At 71.5% G+C, this 20,498-nt stretch carries 21 protein-coding genes and 1 pseudogene; 6 read left to right on the forward strand and 16 right to left on the reverse strand.

Translation table 11 applies throughout. From position 1 onward, the window contains the following. Positions 1-77 precede the first annotated feature (77 nt). On the forward strand, positions 78-872 hold the full coding sequence (locus BM362_RS34605; RefSeq protein ID WP_067577875.1) for a carbon-nitrogen hydrolase family protein: 795 nt from the start codon (positions 78-80) through the stop codon (positions 870-872). On the opposite strand, the gene BM362_RS34610 is transcribed toward BM362_RS34605, so the two are convergent. From BM362_RS34610 to eccB, 5 genes are all read right to left on the reverse strand, one after another. After that, complete coding sequence (locus BM362_RS34610; RefSeq protein WP_093576029.1) at positions 841-1,257, reverse strand: hypothetical protein; 417 nt, start codon at positions 1,255-1,257, stop codon at positions 841-843. The genes BM362_RS34605 and BM362_RS34610 overlap by 32 nt on opposite strands. After that, complete coding sequence (locus tag BM362_RS34615; RefSeq protein WP_167545558.1) at positions 1,251-1,685, reverse strand: TIR domain-containing protein; 435 nt, start codon at positions 1,683-1,685, stop codon at positions 1,251-1,253. Before BM362_RS34615 ends, BM362_RS34610 begins: the two co-directional genes overlap by 7 nt. Before the next feature lie 41 nt (positions 1,686-1,726). Next, a complete protein-coding gene (locus BM362_RS34620; protein WP_067577881.1) occupies positions 1,727-2,380 on the reverse strand; it encodes a response regulator in 654 nt (217 codons plus the stop codon). Then, positions 2,377-2,997: a response regulator transcription factor gene (locus BM362_RS34625; RefSeq protein WP_232791542.1), complete on the reverse strand. Its 621-nt coding sequence runs from the start codon at positions 2,995-2,997 to the stop codon at positions 2,377-2,379. Before BM362_RS34625 ends, BM362_RS34620 begins: the two co-directional genes overlap by 4 nt. An 89-nt stretch (positions 2,998-3,086) precedes the next feature. Next, positions 3,087-4,493, reverse strand: coding sequence for a type VII secretion protein EccB (eccB, locus tag BM362_RS34630; protein ID WP_067577883.1), 1,407 nt, complete (start codon positions 4,491-4,493; stop codon positions 3,087-3,089). A 152-nt stretch (positions 4,494-4,645) separates the two neighbouring features. Between eccB and BM362_RS34635 the strand changes: the two genes are divergently transcribed. Further along, entirely contained in the window at positions 4,646-5,728 is a 1,083-nt protein-coding gene (locus BM362_RS34635) for a type VII secretion protein EccE (protein WP_093576031.1), read from the forward strand. Positions 5,729-5,756: 28 nt separating this feature from the next. Here BM362_RS34635 and BM362_RS34640 read toward each other — a convergent pair whose 3' ends face one another. From BM362_RS34640 to BM362_RS34655, 4 genes are read right to left on the reverse strand one after another with little or no spacing between them, the layout of a single operon-like run. Continuing rightward, entirely contained in the window at positions 5,757-6,686 is a 930-nt protein-coding gene (locus BM362_RS34640) for a sugar phosphate isomerase/epimerase family protein (protein WP_093576032.1), read from the reverse strand. 14 nt (positions 6,687-6,700) lie between these two features. Next, positions 6,701-8,200: a GMC oxidoreductase gene (locus BM362_RS34645; RefSeq protein WP_244287378.1), complete on the reverse strand. Its 1,500-nt coding sequence runs from the start codon at positions 8,198-8,200 to the stop codon at positions 6,701-6,703. Then, complete coding sequence (locus BM362_RS34650; protein WP_067577887.1) at positions 8,197-9,129, reverse strand: sugar phosphate isomerase/epimerase family protein; 933 nt, start codon at positions 9,127-9,129, stop codon at positions 8,197-8,199. The genes BM362_RS34645 and BM362_RS34650 overlap by 4 nt, the downstream gene beginning before the upstream one ends. Continuing rightward, positions 9,126-10,274: a Gfo/Idh/MocA family protein gene (locus BM362_RS34655; RefSeq protein ID WP_093576033.1), complete on the reverse strand. Its 1,149-nt coding sequence runs from the start codon at positions 10,272-10,274 to the stop codon at positions 9,126-9,128. Before BM362_RS34655 ends, BM362_RS34650 begins: the two co-directional genes overlap by 4 nt. A 152-nt stretch (positions 10,275-10,426) precedes the next feature. On the opposite strand from BM362_RS34655, the gene BM362_RS34660 reads away from it, so the two are divergent. Beyond that, the gene (locus tag BM362_RS34660) at positions 10,427-11,653 is read left to right on the forward strand and encodes an ROK family transcriptional regulator (protein WP_093576034.1); all 1,227 of its coding nucleotides are present in this window, start codon (positions 10,427-10,429) and stop codon (positions 11,651-11,653) included. A gap of 124 nt (positions 11,654-11,777) precedes the next feature. Further along, positions 11,778-13,055, forward strand: coding sequence for an MFS transporter (locus BM362_RS34665; protein WP_067577891.1), 1,278 nt, complete (start codon positions 11,778-11,780; stop codon positions 13,053-13,055). Positions 13,056-13,087: 32 nt separating this feature from the next. On the opposite strand, the gene BM362_RS34670 is transcribed toward BM362_RS34665, so the two are convergent. Further along, a complete protein-coding gene (locus BM362_RS34670; protein ID WP_232791529.1) occupies positions 13,088-13,354 on the reverse strand; it encodes a hypothetical protein in 267 nt (88 codons plus the stop codon). 16 nt (positions 13,355-13,370) lie between these two features. On the opposite strand from BM362_RS34670, the pseudogene BM362_RS50790 reads away from it, so the two are divergent. Continuing rightward, positions 13,371-13,511: pseudogene (locus BM362_RS50790) on the forward strand (helix-turn-helix domain-containing protein); the annotation flags it as partial. A gap of 53 nt (positions 13,512-13,564) precedes the next feature. On the opposite strand, the gene BM362_RS34680 reads toward BM362_RS50790, so the two are convergent. Next, complete coding sequence (locus BM362_RS34680; RefSeq protein ID WP_093576035.1) at positions 13,565-14,860, reverse strand: MFS transporter; 1,296 nt, start codon at positions 14,858-14,860, stop codon at positions 13,565-13,567. Between the two features lie 80 nt (positions 14,861-14,940). Here BM362_RS34680 and BM362_RS34685 point away from each other — a divergent pair, with 80 nt between their 5' ends. Beyond that, positions 14,941-15,909: an Lrp/AsnC family transcriptional regulator gene (locus BM362_RS34685; RefSeq protein WP_093576036.1), complete on the forward strand. Its 969-nt coding sequence runs from the start codon at positions 14,941-14,943 to the stop codon at positions 15,907-15,909. On the opposite strand, the gene eccD is transcribed toward BM362_RS34685, so the two are convergent. The 5 genes from eccD to BM362_RS34710 are packed head-to-tail and all read right to left on the reverse strand — an operon-like array spanning position 15,899 to position 20,472. Beyond that, on the reverse strand, positions 15,899-17,275 hold the full coding sequence (eccD, locus tag BM362_RS34690; protein WP_093576037.1) for a type VII secretion integral membrane protein EccD: 1,377 nt from the start codon (positions 17,273-17,275) through the stop codon (positions 15,899-15,901). The two genes, BM362_RS34685 and eccD, sit on opposite strands and share 11 nt — an antisense overlap. Then, positions 17,272-17,595, reverse strand: a complete 324-nt coding sequence (locus tag BM362_RS34695) for a YbaB/EbfC family nucleoid-associated protein (protein ID WP_067577898.1) — start codon at positions 17,593-17,595, stop codon at positions 17,272-17,274. Before BM362_RS34695 ends, eccD begins: the two co-directional genes overlap by 4 nt. Next, positions 17,588-18,079 (reverse strand): hypothetical protein, encoded by a 492-nt coding sequence (locus BM362_RS34700; RefSeq protein WP_093576038.1) that lies wholly within the window; start codon positions 18,077-18,079, stop codon positions 17,588-17,590. The genes BM362_RS34695 and BM362_RS34700 overlap by 8 nt, the downstream gene beginning before the upstream one ends. Positions 18,080-18,084: 5 nt before the next feature. Beyond that, positions 18,085-19,431, reverse strand: a complete 1,347-nt coding sequence (locus tag BM362_RS34705) for a WXG100 family type VII secretion target (protein WP_093576039.1) — start codon at positions 19,429-19,431, stop codon at positions 18,085-18,087. A 3-nt stretch (positions 19,432-19,434) separates the two neighbouring features. Beyond that, a complete protein-coding gene (locus BM362_RS34710) occupies positions 19,435-20,472 on the reverse strand; it encodes a WXG100 family type VII secretion target (protein ID WP_093576040.1) in 1,038 nt (345 codons plus the stop codon). Positions 20,473-20,498 lie beyond the last annotated feature (26 nt).

Consider the following 20,498-nt stretch of genomic DNA (forward strand, 5'->3'; position numbering starts at 1 on the left):
AGGGTACGAGGTGGCCCGCGCGCTCCCGGCAGGGATACTCGATGCCGACCCGCTGTCCCCGGACCAGGGAGGCTCGTGTGCCCCGGATCGCGTTGTGCCAGCTCAACTCGGGCGACGACCCGGACGAAAACCTGAAAACGGTTCGCTCCGGCGTGGCGGCCGCGGCCGCCGCCGGAGCCCGCGTGGTGGTGTTCCCGGAGGCGGCGATGGCCCGCTTCGGCCGCCCGCTCGCCCCGGTCGCGCAGCAGCTGGACGGCCCGTGGGCCGCCGCGGTGGCCTCGATCGCCGCGGAGCACGACGTGCTGGTGATCGCCGGGATGTTCACGCCGGCGGACAACGGGCGGGTGCGGAACACGCTGCTGGTCACCGGGCTGGGGCAGCATCTGGGATACGACAAGATCCACCTGTACGACGCGTTCGGATTCGCCGAATCGGATACCGTCGCGCCGGGTTCGCAGGTCGTGACGTTCTCCGCCGAAGGGACCGTGTTCGGGGTCGCTACCTGCTACGACCTGCGGTTCCCGGAGCTGTTCCGGCGGCTGGCCGACGACGGGGCGGACGTGGTGGCGGTTCCGGCTTCCTGGGGCGCGGGGGCCGGGAAGCGAGAGCAGTGGGAGGTCCTGGTGCGGGCACGGGCGCTGGACTCCGGGTGCTGGGTGGCGGCTTGCGGGCAGGCTGATCCGGCCGCGACCGGCACGGAGGTCAATCCGAAGGCGCCGACGGGGATCGGCTATTCGCTGGTGGCGGACGGGTTCGGCCGCGTGCAGGCGCAGGCTGGGGCCGGGGCGGAGATGCTGGTGGTGGACGTCGATCCGGAGGTCGCGGGGAAGGCGCGGGCGGCTACCGGAGCGGTGGCCAACCGGCGGTTGTAGCGGGGATCAGCTCCGCTGGTGGCGCTGGAACGCTTCGAGGGCGCGATCGAACCGGGCTGACGCCGGCTCGGTCGCGGAACTCGTAGACGAAAGATCTCAGCCGTTCCACGAGCTGGTCGGCGTAGCGGGCGAGGGCGGCGAAGACTTCGTGCGCTTCATCCGACGGGGTGGCGTAGCCGCGGAGCCGATAGGACCATTCCAGGAAGGACTGATAGACGGCGACGTACCGGCTGGCCAGGTGAATTATTCTCGGCACGTCCCCGGCTTCGCCTGGCGCCCCGAACGCGGAGAGATGCGCGTTGCCGGAAAGCACCGCGGCGAAGTTCCTGGTCACGCTGATCACTGTCGCGAGTTCCCATCCGGCGGGGCGTTCGCCGATCAGCACCGTGGCTTCGTGCTCGTTGCGCGGAACGTAGCCGGTGAACCCGCCGCCGCGGCGCTGCCAGTTTCGTGCAGATCGCGCTCGCGACGCCGCTCGTCCCGACGAGGTTTCCGTCCAGGTAGCTGATGCTGTCCCGGACCCCGTCGAACTGGGTCGCGGCCAAGCGCACCGGAAGCAAATACGGTTCCGGCTGATCGATCGCCCGCACCAGCACGCTCGAACCTCGTCCACGGTTTGGCCGCGTAATGCCGGGAAACGAACATCACGGCGTACCGCGCGCGTTCTTCGTAAATCTTCGGCAGGTACTCGGTCAGGTCTTCGCCCCAGAGCGCAACCTGCTCGTCCTGGTCGGAGAACACCTGGTAACCGGCTTCGGCCACCTCTCGGACGACAGCCTCGACGAACTCGCGGCCTTCCCCGGCGAACGACACCGCGAGGTCGTAGTCGCAGGCCCGGGCCGGATCTCTCGCCCTCAGCGCAGCAGCCCTTCCCGGATCGCCACTCGCACGAACCCCGCCCTGCGCCGCTCCCCCGTCTTGTCCCGGATCCGGTCCAGGTACGAGCGCACCGTCCGGACGCTGATGTCCAGGATCTCCGCGACGTCGACGTCCCGCTCCCCCGCCGCCACCAGGCGCAGGACCTGCTTTTCCCGTTCCGACAGCACGATCTTCGGCCCCGCGTGCCGTTCGTCGCTGTCCTGGATGATCATCCCGGCCAAGGTCGGCGAGACGTACGCGTTGTCCTCCGCGATCGTCCGGATCGCGCGGAGCAGTTCGTCCCCGTCCACGTCCTTCGACAGGAAGCCCTTCGCCCCGGCTTGCATCGCGCCGAGGACCTCGGGCTGTTCCGCGTGCGCGGACACCACGAGCACCTTGTGCCCCATCTGCCCCACTTCGAGCACCGCGGCCGCGTCCTGGACGCCGCGCAGTTTCAGGTCGAGCACGACCACGCTGCCCTTCGGCTGGTCCTGCACCGCGAACCGGGCCACGGAGTCGGCTACCGCGCCCAGTTCGACGTCCGGGGCCTCGTTCAGCACGCGCGCGACCGCGTCCCGGTACAGCGGGTGGTCTTCGATCACCCCGACCTGGATGGGTCCGCTCCGGCGCCGCCCCTCGTCGGCTTTCACGTCACTGTTTCCTTCCCCACCAGGCCGCGGCGGATCGCTTCCTTCACCAGGCCGGGGCGCCGCCGTTCGCCGGTCTTGTCGCGGATCCGGTCGAGGTAGCCGCGCACGGTGCGGACGCCGATGCCGAGGATCCGCGCGATGTCGACGTCCCGTTCGCCCGCCGCGACGAGCCGCAGCACCTGCACTTCGCGCGGCGACAGCTCCATTTCCGGCCGCGTGACCGGGCGGTCGGTGTTGTCCTTGATGATCATTCCGGCGACCACGGCCGACACGTACGCGCCGCCGCCCGCGACCGCGCGGATGGCGATCAGCAGCTCGTCGACGTCGACGTCCTTGGACAGGAATCCCTTGGCCCCGGCGGCGATCGCGGCCAGCACCGTCTCCGGCTCGGCTTGCGCGGACACGACCAGCACGTGATGGCCCAGCTCGGCGACCTCCAGCACGGCGGCCGCGCCGGCGACGCCAGGCAGGCCGAGGTCGAGCAGCACGACGCTCCCGGCGGGCTGACGCGCGACGTGGAAGCGGGCGACCGAATCGACCACCGCGCCCAGTTCGACGTCCGGGGCCTCGACGAGGACGCGTTCCACCGAACGGCGGTACAGCGGGTGGTCTTCGATGACGGCGACCTGGACACGGCCGGGAGCCGGGGATTCGGGGTGGTCCGGTACGTCGCTGGATCGCTGCGCTGTCGTGGTCACCGGCTCGCTCACCCCGTTCCCGCAGGCTGCCCGGCCGCGGCGGGATCCAGCGCGGGACCGGTCGGCATCAGCGCGAGAAGCCCGCCCGCGACCGGATGCCCGGACCCCGAACCGTAGCCCAGCGACGCGAGCGCCGTCCCGTTCGCCACCGGATATTTTCGTCCTGTGTCCGTGACGAGATAAATCGTGCCGGACCCGGGATCGGTCGCGACCGCGCCGCGCGAGGGCGGAACGTAGACGACGTCCGCGACCCGGGCGTCGGTCCGGCTCTGCACCGGCAGCGCGCGGGCGCCGGGCGGGACCGGCAAGTCCGCCGAGACCGTCACGCGGCCGTTCTGCGCGCACAGGGTCACCGCGCTGCCGGTGATCGGCGCTTTCCCGGGGATCCGGTCCGGGTACGCCGCCGGATCCGCGCCGCCGGAGCGGGATTCGCTCACCTTCTTCACCGAAGCGACGTCCGCGGCGCGCACCCGCGCCGGTTCCGGACGGCCCGGATACGCCGGTTCGTTCGCCGGGGTCGTGACGAGCAGCGCGGCCTCGGTCTGGCCGACGGGTGCGAGACCGTCCGGGCGGACGAGGTAGTAGGTCGAGGCGTCGGCGGGCCCGGCCATCGGGTCGACGACCGACAGCACCTGGCCGACGCGCGTCTCCTGCGTGCCGACGCGCGGACCGCGGTTTCCCGCGCCGTCGACGGGGATCTCGCCGAGATCGCGGCCGGCGGGCACGGTGTCGATCCAGCGCGCGGACACGGCGATCGTCGGATAGCTGTCGAATTGCAGGGCCGCCGCGGCTTCGTCGCTCAGCCGGTACCGGTGGCCGCCCGCGAGCAGGAACCGGCCGCCCTGCGGGACGCGGACGATCACGCCCGAATCGCGCGGCAGCTCGACCCCGGACGCGGCCGGTTCCAGCAGCACGGCGACAAGCGGTTCCGCCGAAGCGGGCGCGTCCTGGGTGGTGCGGCTGCAACTGGCCCACGGGGTGGCGATCAGCGTGCTGGGCAAGGAATCCGGCGCGCCGACGATGCCGATCTGGGTACCGCGCGGGGCCGTGCCGAGCTTCTCGGCGGGCACGGTGACGGTCTCATGGCCGTTGCCGCCGGCCAGCAGCCGGGCGGACGCGTAGTTGAGGACCGGGTGCACCGCGCCGTCCGCGCCGAGCACGAAACGCGCCCCGCTGTCCTCTTCGACGATCACCTTGCCGCCGGCCAGCCAGTCCTTCCCGCCGGACGGGCTGACCAGGCCGATCACCCCGAACACCGCGGTCACGAGCAGGGCCGCGCCGACGCCGAGCAGCGTGCCGAGCACGAGACGGCGGCTGGGCGAGACCGGATGGTTGGCGTCCGCCGCGACGAGCGCGGACACGAGACGGCGGCGCAGGAACTGATACGCCTGGATCTGGTCCCGCTGCGTCCACACGCTGTCCCGGCCCCCTGGAGATCACATCCGCTTCCCGCGCAGGCTAGAGCGCTCCCCGGACGCGCACGAGGGTAATTTTTACGCCCACGCGCCCGCGCGGGGACGCTAGCGTTCGCGGGGCCGGGTCGCTGCCCGGGGAAGAGGGGAATGCGTTGTCCGTGTCCGCGCCGCCTGCCCCGGCTCATGCCCGCACCCCCGGGACCGCCGGGATTCCGGGCACCGCGCCGTGGCCGTGGCTGCTGCCGATCCGCCCGGTGCAGGCGGCCGGGTGGGAGATCGCCGCGCTGGCGCTGCTGCTCGCGTTGACCGTGCCCGGCCTGGCCCAGCCGATGCGGATCACCGTCGCCGCGCTGGCCGGACTGCTGGTGGTGACGACGTCGGTGCGAGTCGCCGGACGGCATTTCGCCTGCTGGGCGTGGACGTGGCTCGCGCATCGCCTGCGTCGCCACGACAGCCGCCGCGACAGCCCGGACGCCTTGCTGCGCATCGCCGGTCCGGTGAAGGTGCGTCAGCACGTCGACCGCGCGGGCAACCGATTCGGCGTCGCCGAGGTCGAGGGCGGCTGGAGCGCGATCGTCCGCCTCACGCCTGGCGCCGGGGAGCCTTCGACGGACGAACTGCTGGCCGTCCTCCGCACAACATTCCAGAACACGGACATCCCGCTGGCCGCCGTGCAGCTGCTGACGTGGGCGGTGCCAAGGGATTCGCAGGTGTACCGGGTGCGCTGGCTCGCGGTGCGGTACCGGCCGGAGGACGCGCCGATCGCCGCCCTCGCCCGCGGCGGCGGCGAGCTGGGGGCGCTGCGGAGCACGGCGAGTGCGGCGTTGAGCTTGATGGTGGCGCTCGCGGAGGCGGGCTACCCGTCGACCGTGCTGGAGGCTGGCGAGCTGACCAACGAACTTCGGGTGGCGCTGGGCGTTTCGACCGGAAACCCGGAGTCCGACGGGGATTTCTGGCGCGCGTGGAAGTGGGGCGGGCTCACGCAGGCGTGTTACTCGCCACGGTCTTCACGGGGTCTCGCCCGGACGGTGGCGGTGGCGGTGCCGGAGGCGGCGTTCACCGCCACGTCGGCGACTTTGCGGCGGACGCCGGGCGGGCGGGAGAAGCTGGAGCTGACCGTCCGGGTGGGCACGAGGGCCGAGGAAGCGCCGGTGCCGCAAGGGATTTCGGTGGTTCCGCTGCATGGCGGGCATGCGGCGGCGGTGCGGCGGACGTTGCCGCTCGCCCTCACCTGAGCTCCGAGCGGGGCGAGCGGCACCGCCGTCAGACGGCCGGGAAGTTGCTCTCGACCCACTTCCAGCTGGCCCGTGCGCTGGCCAGCGGTTCCATCGACGGACGGTCGACCTCCACGACGATCCAGCCGCCGAACGCGTCCGGCAGTTCGCCGAGGTACTCGAGCAGCGGCACGCCGCCGCGTCCCGGTTCGAGGAACAGATCGTCGGTCGAACGGGTGTAGGGCCCGGGTTCGGCCCGCAGCCGGCGGACGCGGTCGACGTCGAGGTCCTTGAGGTGCAGGGCGGCGATCCGGTCGCGGTGCTCGCGCAGCATTCCGCGGACGTCCGCGCCCGCCCAGAAGAGGTGCCCGAGGTCGAATCCCGCCCCGAGCACGGACTCGGGAATCGCGGCGAGCACGTGCTCGATCTCCTCCCGCGTCTCGACCCAGGAGCCGACGTGGTTGTGGAACGCGGGCCGGATCCCTTCCGCGGTCAGGATTTCCGCCGCCCGGCCGAGGAGGTCGGTGTAGCGCTCCAGCCGCGCCCGGTCGAAGGCGTGGCCCACGCCCGCCGCCTCGTCGAAGCGGGGCATGCCGCCGCCGGTGACCATCTCGGCGGAAAGGAAGAGCGTGTCGAGGCCGAGCGCGTGGGTTTCGTCGGCGCGCCGGCGCACGCCGTCGAACCAGCGGAACTCCGCGGCCGAACCCGGTTCGAGCGTCACGCCGTGCGATTCGGGCAGCGGGACCTGCAGATAGCCGGGGGCCGCCCGCAGGCCGTTCTCGGCGAGAAGCTCGCGATAGGCCCGGATGGTCTGGGTGGGGAGGACTTCCATCATGACCGCGGCGAACCCGGATTCGGCGGCCTCGGCAAGCACCCGCGGCTGCTTGCCGAGGAAAGCCGGGTCGTCGTACTCCCAGCCCTTGGCCAGGTCGGTCCACTGCAGGGTGTTGATGGCGAACTGGGAACGGTCGAGCGTCATGGAAACTCCCGTCTTCAGCCGAGCGCGGCCGTCACGGCGCGGGCCGCGCGCACGGCGGTGGTCATGCCGGTCAAGGTCGAGTTGCAGACCAGGGCGGTGGGCACGACGCCGTTGCCTGCCACGAAAAGGTTGTCGAAGCCCCACACCCGGCAGTCCGGGTCGCAGACGCTGGACCCGTCGTCGGCGGGCCCCATCCGGACCGTTCCGGTGAAGTGCAGCGAGCATCCCGGGTCCAGCAGCGCCGATTCGGTCGCCGGGTCGAACGAGCCGAGCGCGTCGCCGAGCGCCTGCTGCGTGCGCCGGGCCTGCTCGATGAGCTCGCGGTCGCGGCCGGACCAGCCGAACCGGACGGAGATGCGCGGCATGCCCATCGCGTCGGTCTCCTCGGCGGAGAACTCCAGCCGGTTGTCCGCCTTGATCTCGGTCGGGATGTAGAGGCTCGTCCCGACCTGGCAGGCCAGCCGCGTGCCGTCCTCGGCGGTGAACGCCTGGACGCCGATCTGGGCCTGGAACGGTTGCGCGGCCCCGCTGTGCGGCTGCCAGTAGTGCCCGATCATGATCTCGCCGTCGGCTTGCGCGGGCAGCGCGGACAGGTCGAACCCGAGCCGCCGCGGATCGGCGAGCACGCGTCCGGTGAGGAAGGCGTGTTCGTTGAGGTAGCGGCCCAGCGCGGGCGGCCGGATCCCGGAGGCGAACAGCAGCTGGGGGCTGCGCATGGTGTCGGCGCAGACCACAGTGGCAGCTGCCCGGATCTCTCGCGTGGCACCGGTCCGCACGTCCTGCACGACGGCGCCGCGCACCTTGCCACCCTCGTGGATCAGCCGGATCGCGCGCGTCTCGGTCAGGAGGGTGAAGCACGGATCCGTCGCGGCGTCGGCGATCGGCGGGAAGATCACGTTGGGCCCGGTGCGGCGAAGCACCCCCGCGGCGTCTCGCTGAGCCGCCATCGGCATCGGCTGGACGCTGCGGCCGGGGGCGTCGACGTCGGCGAAGAGCTTCTCGATCGTCGCGGTCACCACGCTCCCGGCCTCGGTGTCCGGGAAGGGATTCCGGTTGACCCGCAGCAGTTCGGCTGCCCGGTCGAGGTCGCTCCGCCATTCTTCGGAGTCCGCGAAGGACGGTATCTCCTCGCCCCACGGAGCGGGGGTGGCGGCCGTCCAATGAACGCCCATTCCGCCCGCGTTCCAGGCGATCGACGCGGCGGGCATCTCCGCGGCGTCCTCGCCGAGCGACGTGAGGTGGTACATGCCGGGCTCGACATCGGCGAGGGAGCCGCCGACGTCCGCGGTCGGCCCGACGCCGGTGTAGAACCCCTGGATGCCGGAGGCGACGCGCTGGTTGTAGCGCTCCCAGATCTCAGCGTCAGCGACGTCGTGCAGGTGCTGGCCCGGGGTCGGGCCGATCACCGGACCGCCGTCGGCGATCACGATGCGGACGGCCGGGCCGGCGTCGCGCAGTTCGCGGGCGACGGCGGCGCCCATGAGCCCGCCGCCGACGATGAGCACGTCGTTCACGCTTCCTCCGGGGTTTCGATCACGTGCGGCCGCAGCGTCCGGTGCGCGATTTCGAGCCCGCGCGTGACCCGCCCGGGAGTGCCGCCCCAGACCGGATCCTCGTGCTCGACCGAGAGCGTGCCGTCGAACCCGTGCTCGTGCAGCCGGTCGACGACCTTCGCCCAGTCGACCTGGCCGAGGCCGGGGATCCGGTAGCGCCACCAGCCGGTCTCCCACGGGTCGTTCTTGGCGGTCTTGCCGAAGAAGCCGTAGCGCTGCCGGGCGCGGGGATCCAGTTCGACGTCCTTGGCCTGGGCGTGCAGGATGCGGCCGGCGTACGGGGCGATGGTCTCCACCGGGTCGATGCCGATCCAGGTGAGGTGCGAGGGATCCCAGTTCAGGTACAGGCCCAGCCCGAACATCCACTCCCACAGCTCGGGCGAGTAGGCGAGATTGCCCGGATAGCCGTCCGGATGCCAGCCCTCCATCACGCAGTTCTCGACGATCAGCCGGACCCCGCGCTCCCCCGCGTACTCGACCAGCGCCGGGAAGACAGTCTCGGCCTCGGCCTGGTTCTCCCGGACCGACCGGCCCGGGTCCCGTCCGACGAAGGTGCCGACCAGCCCGGTACCGAGCGCCTGCGCGGCGTCGATCGACGCTCGCAGATGAGCGTGGATTTCCGCGCGCCGCAATGGATCCGGATGCAGGTTGTTCTCGTAGTAGGCCAGTGCGGAAATGCTGAGGCGGTGGCGCGCCATCAGCTCCTGGGTCCGCTCCGCCTGTTCCGGCCCGAAATCGGCCACCGGCAGGTGGGAGGCTTCGAAATCGCGGCCGCCGGTCGAGGGCCAGCAGGCCACTTCGAGTGCTTCGTACCCCGCGCCCGCGGCCCACTTCGCGATCCGGTCGAGGTCCCATCCGGGGAGGCACGCGGTCAGCATTCCGAGTTTCATCGTTCCACCTTCGTCCACGATCCCTCACGGGCCGAGCGCAGCACCGCGTCGACCAGCCGCGCCGAACGCAACCCGTCCGCGAAGCCCGGCAGTCCTTCCGGCGCGTCTCCGTCGATGGCCGCGTAGGTGTCGGCGACGAACGCTTCGAAGCACTGGGCGTAGCCCTGCGCGTGCCCGGCGGGCAACTGCGACAGCCTGCGTTGTTCCGCAGAGCCGGTTCCGTTGTCCCGCACCACGATCCGGGATTCGTCCGCGCCGCCCAGCCAGATCGACTCGGGCGTCTCCTGGTCGAAGACCGCGCTGCCGAGGGAGCCGTCGAGTTCGAACCACAGCCGGTTCTTCCGTCCTGCGGCGACCTGGGAGATCGTCGTCGAGGCCAGCACTCCCGATTCGGTGCGCAGCAGCAGCGTCGCGGAGTCCTCGGTCCGCACCGGGACCCGGGCTCCCGAACCGGAACCGGTGAAGCTGGCCCCGCCCGCGCCCGGCCGGTCGTGCACGGCGACCGAGGTCGCGGCGGTCAGTTCGGCGAACGGGTCGCCGGTGATCCACTCGACGAGGTCGCACCAGTGCGACCCGATGTCGGCGAACGCCCGGGACGGCCCGCCGGAGTCCGCGAAGACCCGCCAGCCCGACGCGTCGGGCGAGAGCATCCAGTCCTGCAGATAGCTCCCGTGCACCAGCAGCAGCCGGTCGCCGAGTTCGCCCGCCCGCACCCGGGCCCGCAGTTCGCGGACGATCGGGTGGTAGCGGTAGACGAACGGCACGGTGGCCACCAGCCCGCTTCGCTCGGCGAGACCGGCCATCCGCTGCGCCTGGCCGGCTGAAACGCCGAGGGGCTTCTCGCAGATCACGTGTTTTCCGGCCCGCAGCGCGGCTTCGGCGTACTCGGCGTGGGTGGCGTTCGGAGTGCAGACGTGCACGACGTCGACCCGGTCGTCGTCGAGCACCTCGGCGAGGTCCCGGTATCCGGCGCGCACCTGCCATCGGCTCGCGACCTCGCGGGACCGCGCCGGGGTCGAGGCCAGTACCCCCGTCACCTCCGCACCCGCCAGCAGCGCGGCCCGGCGGTGCACGGCGGCGATCATCCCCGCGCCGAGCACGGCGACGCCTCGCCGAGGCTTTCCCTGGGGGTCCTGCTCCGCCATTGCTGTCCTTTCACCTGCGAAAACGTGGCTGGGGGTCTCACGCCCTGCTCCGTCGTAGCCCCACGCTAAGTCGCGGGTTTATGTCGGATCAAGTCAAAAATAAGTGCACTTTCAGTCAAAAATGCGGCCATTAATGGTCTACCATCCGGATCATGACCGATTGGGCTCCCGTCCGGCTCTCCTCCCCGCCCGCCCCGGAGGACGACGCCGCCGACCGGGCGCACAGCCAGATCCTCCGGCTCGTCGCGTCCGGTTCGGCGGACACGCGCGCGGCGCTCGTCCGCTCCACCGGTATGTCCAGGTCCACGCTGAACGGGCACCTGGACTCGCTGCTGCGCTCCCGTGTCCTCGCCGAATCGGGCACCGCGGCGCATGCCGGCCGCGGCCGCCCGGCGCACCGGCTCCGGCTCGCCGCGCGGGCGGGAGTGGTGCTGGCGGCGGACCTCGGCGCGCACAGCACCCGGGTCGCCGTCGCCGACACGGCGCAGACGATCCTCGCCGAGCAGCAGTTCCCGCTAGCGCTGGAGCAGGGCCCCGAAGCCGCGCTCGACGCGTTGACCGACCGGCTGCGCGAGCTGCTCCGCGAAGCCGAGGTCGAGCCCGGCGAGGTCACGGCGCTCGCCATGGGTCTGCCCGGCCCGGTCGACGCGCGGACCGGTTCCCCGGTGCGGCCGCCGATCATGCCCGGCTGGGACCGGTTCCCGGTCGGGCAGGTGATGGGCGAACGGCTTTCCTGCGCCGTGCTCGTCGACAACGACGTGAACCTGATGGCGCTCGGCGAGGCGCGAGCCCGGCCCGCCGAGGCGAATCCGTTGCTGTTCCTCAAGATCGGCACCGGGATCGGCGGCGGCCTCGTGCTCGCGGACGGGCGCATCCACCGCGGGTCCGACGGCGCGGCCGGGGACATCGGGCACGTCCGCGTCCCCGGCGACGACCACACCGTCTGCCAATGCGGCAACGTCGGCTGTGTCGAAGCCGTGGCCTCCGCCGGAGCGGTGCTCCGCCTCGTCCAGGCCGAACTGCCCGCACTGGAGTCCATTGAGGACCTCGCCCGCGCACTCCGCGACGGGGAACCGACGGTGGTGCGGCACATCCGCACCGCGGCCGGAACGATCGGCGAAGTCGTCGCGATGCTGGTGCACTTCTACAACCCCCGCACGATCGCCCTCGGCGGCCTGATCACCGCGGCGGGCGACGACGTCCTCGCCGGGATCCGCAGCGTCGTCTACCGGCGCGCGCTGCCGCTGGCCACCCGGAACCTGGTGCTGACGCACAGCGAACTCGGCAGGCACGCTGGCGTCGCGGGCGGGATCGTGTCGGCGGTGGAACACACGCTTTCGCCGTCCGGGATCCGGTCGCTGAAGGGAATCCGGGCTTGACAGCGCGCTTCGCCGAAGCGAACATCCTTGCTGTCTCACGCCCGAGAACGTCGGAACCGCCACCGCGGGTGGCGTCTGCGTCGCCCCGGCGACCCGCGGAACCGATCCCCTCTCGGAGAAAGCCATGACGCACACGGTCAGTGCGGACCGGTCCGTTCGCACCGCAGGCCCGAAGTTCGTCGTCGCCTACATCGCGGCGCTGCTCGGCTGCTACTTCGCCCTCATCACCCCGGCGTCGGTCACCGTCGCCCTCCGGCTCCAGCAGATCGACCCCGAGCACAAGGTCGGGGCCCTCGCGCTCGCGCTCGGCCTCGGCGCACTGCTCGCCGTCATCTCCAATCCGCTCTTCGGCCATCTGTCCGACCGCACCACGTCCCGGTTCGGGATGCGCAAACCCTGGCTGATCGTCGGCATCTTCGGCGGCACCGCGGGACTGCTCGTCGTCGCGTTCGCCACGACCACGACCACGGTCGTGCTCGGCTGGTGCCTGACCCAGGTCCTGTTCAACGCCGGACTCGCCGCGCTGGTGGCGCTGCTGCCCGACCAGATCCCGCCCGAGCGGCGCGGCGTGGTGAGCGCGCTGATGGGCGTCTGCTTCCCGATCGCGATGATCGGCGGCAGCTTCGTCGCACAGGCCGTCGCCGGACTGCCGCCGTTCTGGATGTTCCTGCTTCCCGCGATCGCCGCGCCGATCACCGTCGTCATCCTGTGCGCCGTCCTGCCCGACCGGCGCCTCGACCCGGCCGCCCGCACTCCGTTCGCGAAGCGCGACATCGCCAGGATGTTCTCGTTCCGGCCCCGGCACAACCCGCCCTTCGCCTGGGCCTGCCTGATGGTTTTCCTGCTGTCCGCCGGGTTCTCGACTTTCACCACGTACCTGGTCTACTACCTGTCCGACGTGCTGGGCGTCGGCGGCGGCGAGATCGCGCACTCAGCGTTCGTCGTGAACCTGATCGCCTTCGGCATCGCACTGCCCGCGAGCCTGGCCGGCGGCTGGATCACCGACCGGTTCGGCAGGCGCGGGCTGATGATGATCTCGTCGGCGGTCATGCTGGCACTGGCGCTGGCGGTCATGATCGTCGCGCGGAGCGTCCCGATGCTCTATCTCAGCGCCGCGATCGCGGGAGTCGGCCTCGGCGGGTACTTCTGCGGCCATTTCGCGGTCCCGGCCGCGTTGCTGTCCGGGGACGGGGAGGCGGCTCGCGAGATGGGGGTGGTGAACATCGCTCTCACGCTGCCCAGTTCACTGGTTCCGGTCTACGGGCCCGCGCTGCTGTCGTTCGGTTCGAGCGCGAGCACGAACTATCCGGTGTTGTTCGGGTCGGGGGTGCTGGCTTGTCTGCTGGCGATTCCGGTGACGCGGAAGATCCACGGCCTCAACCGTGGTGTGGAACGTCCGTGAGGGGGTTCCCTTCACGGACCTGACAACCCGAGTCAGCCGGCGCGAAGGAGCCGCTCCAGTTCCGTCTCCGCCTCGCCGCTCCCCGCGTCCGACAGCCGCCGCAGCTCCCGCAGGTCGCGGTTCGCCACCGCCCGGCTGGTCAGCAAGCGTCCGGCGTGTTCGCTGCCCTCGTCGAGCAGTTCGGCCAGGTCGCCGCGGGTGTCGGCGAGGCGCTCCAGCGCGGTCTCGTCGCCCTCGTCGGCGAGCGCGCGCAGGGTGCCGTCATCGTGCTTCCCACCTTGCCCCAAGGACAAGGTCAAGCGCGATACTGGAGGCATGCTCACCCTCGGGCAGCTCGCCCGCCAAGCCGGGTTCAGCCCGCGCACGTTCGTCCGCCGCTTCCACGAAGCCACCGGGACCACGCCGTGGCAATGGCTGCTCGACCAGCGCGTTCTGCACGCTCGCAGCCTGCTGGAATCCACCGATCGGCCTGATCGGCGAACGCAGCGGCCTCGACCTCCGCCGCCCTTTCACACTCCGGCCCGGGACGGCTCGCGCGTTCCGCGAGTGAGCCCGATCGCGGTCAGCCCGGCCGCGACGGTCAGGCCGACGGCCGTCCAGCACGCGACGGTCAGATCGGTCGCGAGGAAAACCGCGGTCAGCACCGCGACTCCGATGGTTCCGCCGAGCTGCTGCACCGCGTTCAGCAGGCCCGCCGCCGACCCCGTCTCCGAGGGACGGACGAGGGCCAGCGCAGCGGTGAAGAACGGCACGGTGAACAACCCGGTCCCGGTTCCGGCGACCGCCAGCGGGAGCGGCAACGGCCAGCCCAGCGCGATCCCGGTGATGCCCGCGGCCAGGAATCCCACGCCGGCAAAGAGAATCCGGGGGCCGTGGCGCGGGACGAGCCAGCGTCCGGCCACAACGGACGATACGGCCAGGCCGCACGACCACGGCAGCAACGAGAGGCCGGCGGTGCGGGCGTCGGCGTGCTGGGTCAGTTGCAGGAACAGGACGACGACTTGGGTAAGGCCGGTCATCACCGCGAAGAACAGCACTGACGTCAGCAGCCCGGCGGGGAATCCCCAGCCGCGGAAGAGGCTGCTCTCGATCAGACCGCCGCGAAACCGTTGCTGCAGAGCGAAAACAGCGAGCACAACTGCTCCGGCGGCGACGAGGAACCCATTCCACCGCGTGAGGAGCGGGTAGACCACCAGCCCGGCGCCCACGACGACCAGGCCGGTCCCGAGCAGGTCGAGCCGCGGCCGGGCGGCGGACCGGTCTTCGGCGAGCAGGCCGGACGCGGCGAGCACGGCGAGTCCGAGCGGGATGTTCACCAGGAATACCGACCGCCACGACCAGGCGTCGGTCAGCAGCCCGCCGAGGACGGGACCGCTCACCGCGGCCAGTCCCATCACCGGGCCGATCATGCCGAGCGCCCGCGCGCGGGCCGAGCCGTCGAACAGGACGCGGATCAGCCCGATCGTCTGCGGGATCACCAAGGCGGCCGAAGCCCCTTGCAGAGCGCGGAAAACGAGCAGGAACCCGGGCGTGGTCGCGGCCGCGCACAGGGCCGAGGCGAGGACGAACCCGGCCATGCCGAACTGGAAAACGCGGCGTCGGCCGAGAAGGTCGCCGAGGCGTCCGCCGGTGATCAGCAGAAGCGCGAAAGGCAGCGTGTATCCGACGGTGTAGAAGGAGATCGCGCCGCCCAGTTCGGCGTGCACCGCGGGCGCGGCGACCTGGACGATGGTGGTGTCGAGGAGGTTCATCGCTTCCGCGACGAGCAGGACCGCCAGCGCGGCCCAGCGGCGTGCATCGTTCATGCCGCCAGCCTGGGCAGCGGCAAGGCAAGATTCCAGCCACCAGCGCGAACGAGCAGAAATCTTCCACTCAGGACAGTGTGATGCAGAATCAAGCCATGCTCGACGACCTCGACCACGCCCTCGTCCACGCGCTCCAGATCGACGGCCGCGCCCCGTTCGCGCGGATCGGCACCGTCCTGGGCGTCTCGACGCAGACCGTCGCGCGCCGCTACCGGCGGCTGCGTGCTGAAGCCGGACTGCGCGTCGTCGGGCTCGCCGCGCCGCATCGCGCCGGGCAGACGCAGTGGCTCGTGCGGCTCACCGTCGTCCCGGCGGTCGCACAGCGGGTCGCCGACGCGCTCGTCCGGCGCACCGACACGACCTGGGTCAAACTCGCCGGCGGCGGGACGGAAATCTGCGTCATCGTGCAGACCGCCAACGGGTCCGCCCCGGAGCACGGCCTGCTGCTGAACGACATCCCGCGCACGACCGGCATCACCGCCGTCTCCGCGCACCAGCTGCTGCACCTGTACCACGGCGGGCCGACCGCCTGGCAAGGCCGCGCCGAAGTCCTGACCGACGCCCAACGCCGTCGGCTGGAACCGGAAACCCGCGCCACGCCTGCCCAAGCGACCGCCGCCGACGAGCCCTTGCTCACCGCGCTCCAGCGAGACGGCCGCCTCGGGCAAACCGGACTCGCAGCGGTCACCGGCTGGTCCGCCGCGACTGTCGCCCGCCGGATCGCCGACCTGCGCGCGGCGGAAATCCTCTATTTCGACGTGGAAATCGACGCCCGGCTCTTCGGCGCGACCACGCAGGCGCTGCTGTGGATGGCCGTGGCCCCGGCCGATCTCGACGCCGTCGCCACCGCACTCGCCACCCATCGCGAGCTAGCCGTCGTCGCCGCGACCACCGGGCCGACGAACCTCCTCGCGCACGCGCTCTGCGCCGATCCCCCCGCCCTGCACCGCTACCTCACCCACCGGCTCGGCGCGCTGCCCGGCATCCGCTCCTGCGAAACCGCGCCGGTGCTTCGGACGCTGAAAGCCGCCAGCCCGCTCAGCCGCTGACCGCCTCGTACACTCCGGCGATCAACGCCACGAACGGCACCAGCGACAGCAGCACCAGGAACTCGGAAATATCCAGCAACCGCGACCAGTACGGCGACCGCACCCCGCGCGCGACCCGCGTCGCGTAGAACAACGACACCACCGCGGCCAGCACCAGCGCCAGCCCGGCCGCGAGAAGCGCGATCCGCTGGTTGCCCGCGATCAGCCAGAAACCCGCGGTCAGCAACGCGACGAGCCCGAAGCCGACCAGCACCAGCCGTTGCGTACGGCCCGCATACGCGCGCGAACGCTGGATCCACGCCGTCCCGGCGAGCGCGGCCAGCCCGGCTTCCCACGGCCCGCCGGTGGCGAGCACGATCGACGAGCCGACGACCACCAGCCCGAGCGCCACCAGCAAACTGGTGAGCAACGCCTGCGCGTACGTCGTCCGCCCGGCCATTTCCACGCCGAGCGACGGTTGTTCGTTGGCACGGAAGGATTCCATGTCGTCCGGCACGCGCGGGAGCGGCATCCGGCCCAGCCGCAGCGCCAGCATCGGCGCGACAGCCGCCAACGCGGTCGCCAGCACTGCCGCGACAGCCGCGGCGGCAACCGGCTTCGCGCCGGTCAGCAACACCACGCCGGTCGCGATCGCGCCGATCCCGGCCGAGCCGACGATCGCGACGAAGAACGGCAGCCGGTCCGCCACCGAAACCGCGGCCAGCACCCCGTAAACAGTCACCGCGGCGAGCCCCGCGGCAAGCGGTCCGGCGGAGAGCGAGAACACCGAATGCGGCGGCAGCAACGAGATCCCGGAAAGGAATGCCACGCCGACCCCGGCCAGCGCACCGGCCGCGCCCGCGCCCGAATCACCGTACGCCCGGCTCAGCGCACCGCCGCCGAGCAGCAGCACGATCGCGAGCAGCCCGGTGCCGATCGGCGCGAGCACGCTGCCCGCCAGCGACGCCTGGATCAGCAGCCCGCCCGCGAACAACAGCAGAGCGGCCGCGGTGATCCCGGCCCGCCGCGCGACCTTCGGCCCCCACGCGCTCGACGCGGATTCGCCGATGCTCGCGATCGAGTCGACCACGTCGTCGAACAACAGCGGGCCGCGCGGACGTTCGCGCGGGGTCAGGTGGAGCACCTCGCCGTCGCGCACCTGCGCGGCGGCCACGGTGAGCCCGAGCGCGAGCGGCGCGCCGCCGAGCCGCGCCAGCACCCAGCCCGGATGCTCGGCCGGCGCCTGCCCGGCCGCCCCGGCGAGCCGGACCAGCTGCGGCACCAGTTCGGCGAACGTGCTCTGCTGCGGCAGCGCGACGTCCACCCTGGCGCGCGGGGTGACGATCGTGACGCGCCGGGTCGACCCGGCGACGGCCGGCGCGCTCACTGCTGGGACCTGGACGCCTCGATCACCGGGGCGAACTTCGCGCTGCTCGCCTCGGCGAGCTTCTGCAGGCCGGCGTTCACCGCTTCGAGGACGATCTCCGACAGCGTGCGCGCGTCGTACTCGCGGATCGCGCGCTGGTCGATGTCGACCGAGGTGAACCGGCCGTCGCCGCGCAGCGTCACGGTCACCTCGTTCTGCCGCGAAGCCGCCTTGACCTCCATCGCCTCGACCGTGCGCTGGATCCGCTGCACCTCTTCGGTCTGCTTGCGGACCTGGGCGAGCAGCTCGTCCATGTCCGGCACGGCATCCGGTTCAGTCACCGTCGTTCTCCTTCTCCTGCGGGGTTTCCCGGCGGACGTGCACACTGGCGACGAACTTCCGGAAGTCGGGGACGAGCGTGCGCGCGTCCTGCGGATCGGCCGTGCAGACCAGTTCCAGCACGACCCGCCCGGCCGGACCGGGCACGGTCAGGAACACCTGGATCTGCAGCAGATCCTGGCCTTCGCCGGTGCGCATCCGCAAGGTCTGGGTGCAGCCGGGCGCGGCGGGGCCGCCGACCTCCTGCCGGTCGAGGACGTCCAGCAGCGCCATCGTCCGGCCGAGCCGTTCGACGGCCTCGTCGGCGATGTCCGTCATCGGCGGGGAATCCTGGCGCTGCTGGATGCCGAGCGTGATGTTCGGCGTGAACTCCGCGACCGGTTTCGGGTGCACCGCGACGAAAACCAGCCCGGGTGCGATCGGCGGCACCGGCGTCCAGCCCTGCGGGACGTCGAAGCCCAGCGGGAGCGTCACCAGGTCCGCCATGGCACTCACCACGAGCCCACATACTGCGCGGCATCGTCCCAAGCCCCGCCCAACGCGTTCGCTGCCTGGCTCGCGGCGTCGCCGACCGCGTCGACCGCCGCGCCGCCGTATTCGCTGACCGCCGCGCCGACCTTCGGCAGGTCGATGTCGATCTTCGCGCCGAGCCCGGCGCCGAGCCCCAGCGCGGCACCGGCCTTGAAGTTCATCTTCAGATGCCCGTTGTCATAGACGAACTGGCCGTCGAGCTGAGCGCCGAGTCCATATTGGACACTCCCGCTCGCGCCGACGCCGACCCCGGCGACATCCGCCGCGACCTGGCCCTCCAGCTTGCCGCCGGCGAAAGCGTTGGCGTGCACGCCAAGCCCGTGCAGTCCCAGCTGCCCCGAAGCGCTGACCTCCCCGCCCGCGAAAGCCGAACCGCGAGCGCTGCCGTGCGCGGCGCCATAGCTTCCGCTGGTCCCGATATCCTCCCGGAACCCCAGTTCCGCGTGGCCGGACGCCTTCGCGTCCCAGCCTTGCGAGGAGATTTTCCCGTCGTACTCCGGAATGAAACCGTCTTGCTCGTGCGCGGTCTTGGAGTAGGTGATCTCGGTGGCGCGGGCGATCGCGCTCTTCTGCTTCGGCTGCCCGAACGGCGTGTCGGCCTTCTTCGGCGCGCGGGTGCCTTCGAGGCCGTTCCAGGTCAGCTTCTTCCAGCCGGAATTGCCGAACCACGACGGCACCGAACGCGGCCGCTTGCGTCCGTCGAGCGTGTCGCCGCTGACCCAGGACAACGGGCCGTAGCCGCGTTTGCCCAGCTTGCCCGGCTTGCTCATCGGCCCGGCCCACGGCGCGGGGAACGATTCCGCCAACGCGTCCGACAGCTCGTCGGCGACCTGCCCGGCCGCCGTGACCGCCTGCTCGCCCAAATCCCTTGCCGCAGCGATAAAAGCGCCGACCGCGTTCGGATCCGCCGACCGTGCTTGGTTGATCAGCTGCGCGCCGTACTGATCGAACTGCGAAACAACCGAGTCGGCCCCAGAGCGCGCCCACCGCAACAGCTGTCCGGCCATCGACAATCGCTTGCCCTGATCGGCCAGCTTCGTGCCGTCTTCGGTCAGCGCATGCGCGACATTGGACGCTGCTGTCGCGTACGCGGTGTACGCAGCACCGTCCCAGTCAGCGTGCAATGCCGTGGCAGCGTCCGCGATTTCGGTGGCTTTGCCGGTAATCGTGGACGCGTTGGTGCCGCAGCGGTTCGCCGCCGCCTCAAGCGCTGCCGGGTCGCCGGTGACCCGGCGCTGGTATTCGACCAGCACCTGCCGGTAGTTCGACAGCACCGAGCTGACGACGCCGGACGCGTCCACGGCCACCGGCTACGCGCCCTTCGCGTCGATGTCGACGTGCTGCTGGAAGTGTTTGCCCTGGTAGGTGACGTCGACATCGATGTCCACGTCCTGCCCGGCCGGGGCCTCGACGGTCGACTGCCCGGTGTTCAGGTCGGTGTGGATCACGACCTCGTGCGCACCGGTCGACTGACCCGGCACCGAAGGCGCGGGAGCCGGTGCCGGATCCACGGGAATCCAGCTGTTCCCCGGGTTGGCCCCCGCCCCGGCACCGCCGCCGGACGGCCAAGCCCCAGTGCCGGTTCCGCTGCCGGCCGGCCAGCCGCCGGTGGACAGCGCGGGCGGCGTGTAGTTCGTGAACGACGGGTTGCCGCCGGGCACTCCCCCTCCGCTGCCGCCGATCGCCGCCTGCCCGGACGCGCTCGCGACCGGCGCGGGCATCTGCGGCGCGGTGACCGGCGTACCGGAGAACGCCGCGTTGCCCGCCGAGCCGTCAGCGTCGGAAGAACCGTGGTGGAACAGCTTTTCGAGGTCGCCGATGATCGTCGCGACCTGGGTGATCTGGTTCGCGAGGTCCCCCGCGCCGAGCGCCTTCAGCAGTCCGCCGACCGCGGTGATGAATCCGCGCAGCGTGGCGCTCGTGGCAGTGGAAAGCGCGACCGCGGCCCCGTAGGTCCACCAGTTCGACATCAGCGACGCGACAGTCGGGTTCACCGCCGCGACCACCGACCGGTACGCCTCCTGCGCCGTCTTCACCAGCGTGCCCGAGACGCCGAGCAGTTCGGCGCCCTTCTCGATCACGTTGATGATCTTGGTGAGCTGGTCGAGCGAGTGGGAGATCTTCTGCAGCGCCGATTCCGACGCCCCGCCGGACCAGACCTTGCCGAGCTGGTCGGCGGCCTTGCTGAGCTCGGTGTAGAGCGAGGTCAGCTCGGCGGCCTTGTGCAGCAGGTCGAGGACGTGCTTCGCGATCTGCTCCGGCTGGCCGGTGACGATCTGCGGCAGCACGGTGATCGGGCCTCCGCCTGAAGCGGTGGCGTCCATCGCGCTGGAGTTCGGGAAGAGCATCGGACCTCACTTGGTCGGGGTTCGGG

Origin of the sequence: Amycolatopsis rubida, from assembly GCF_900115345.1 — a bacterium.
In the GTDB taxonomy this organism is placed as follows: Bacteria; Actinomycetota; Actinomycetes; order Mycobacteriales; family Pseudonocardiaceae; genus Amycolatopsis; species Amycolatopsis rubida.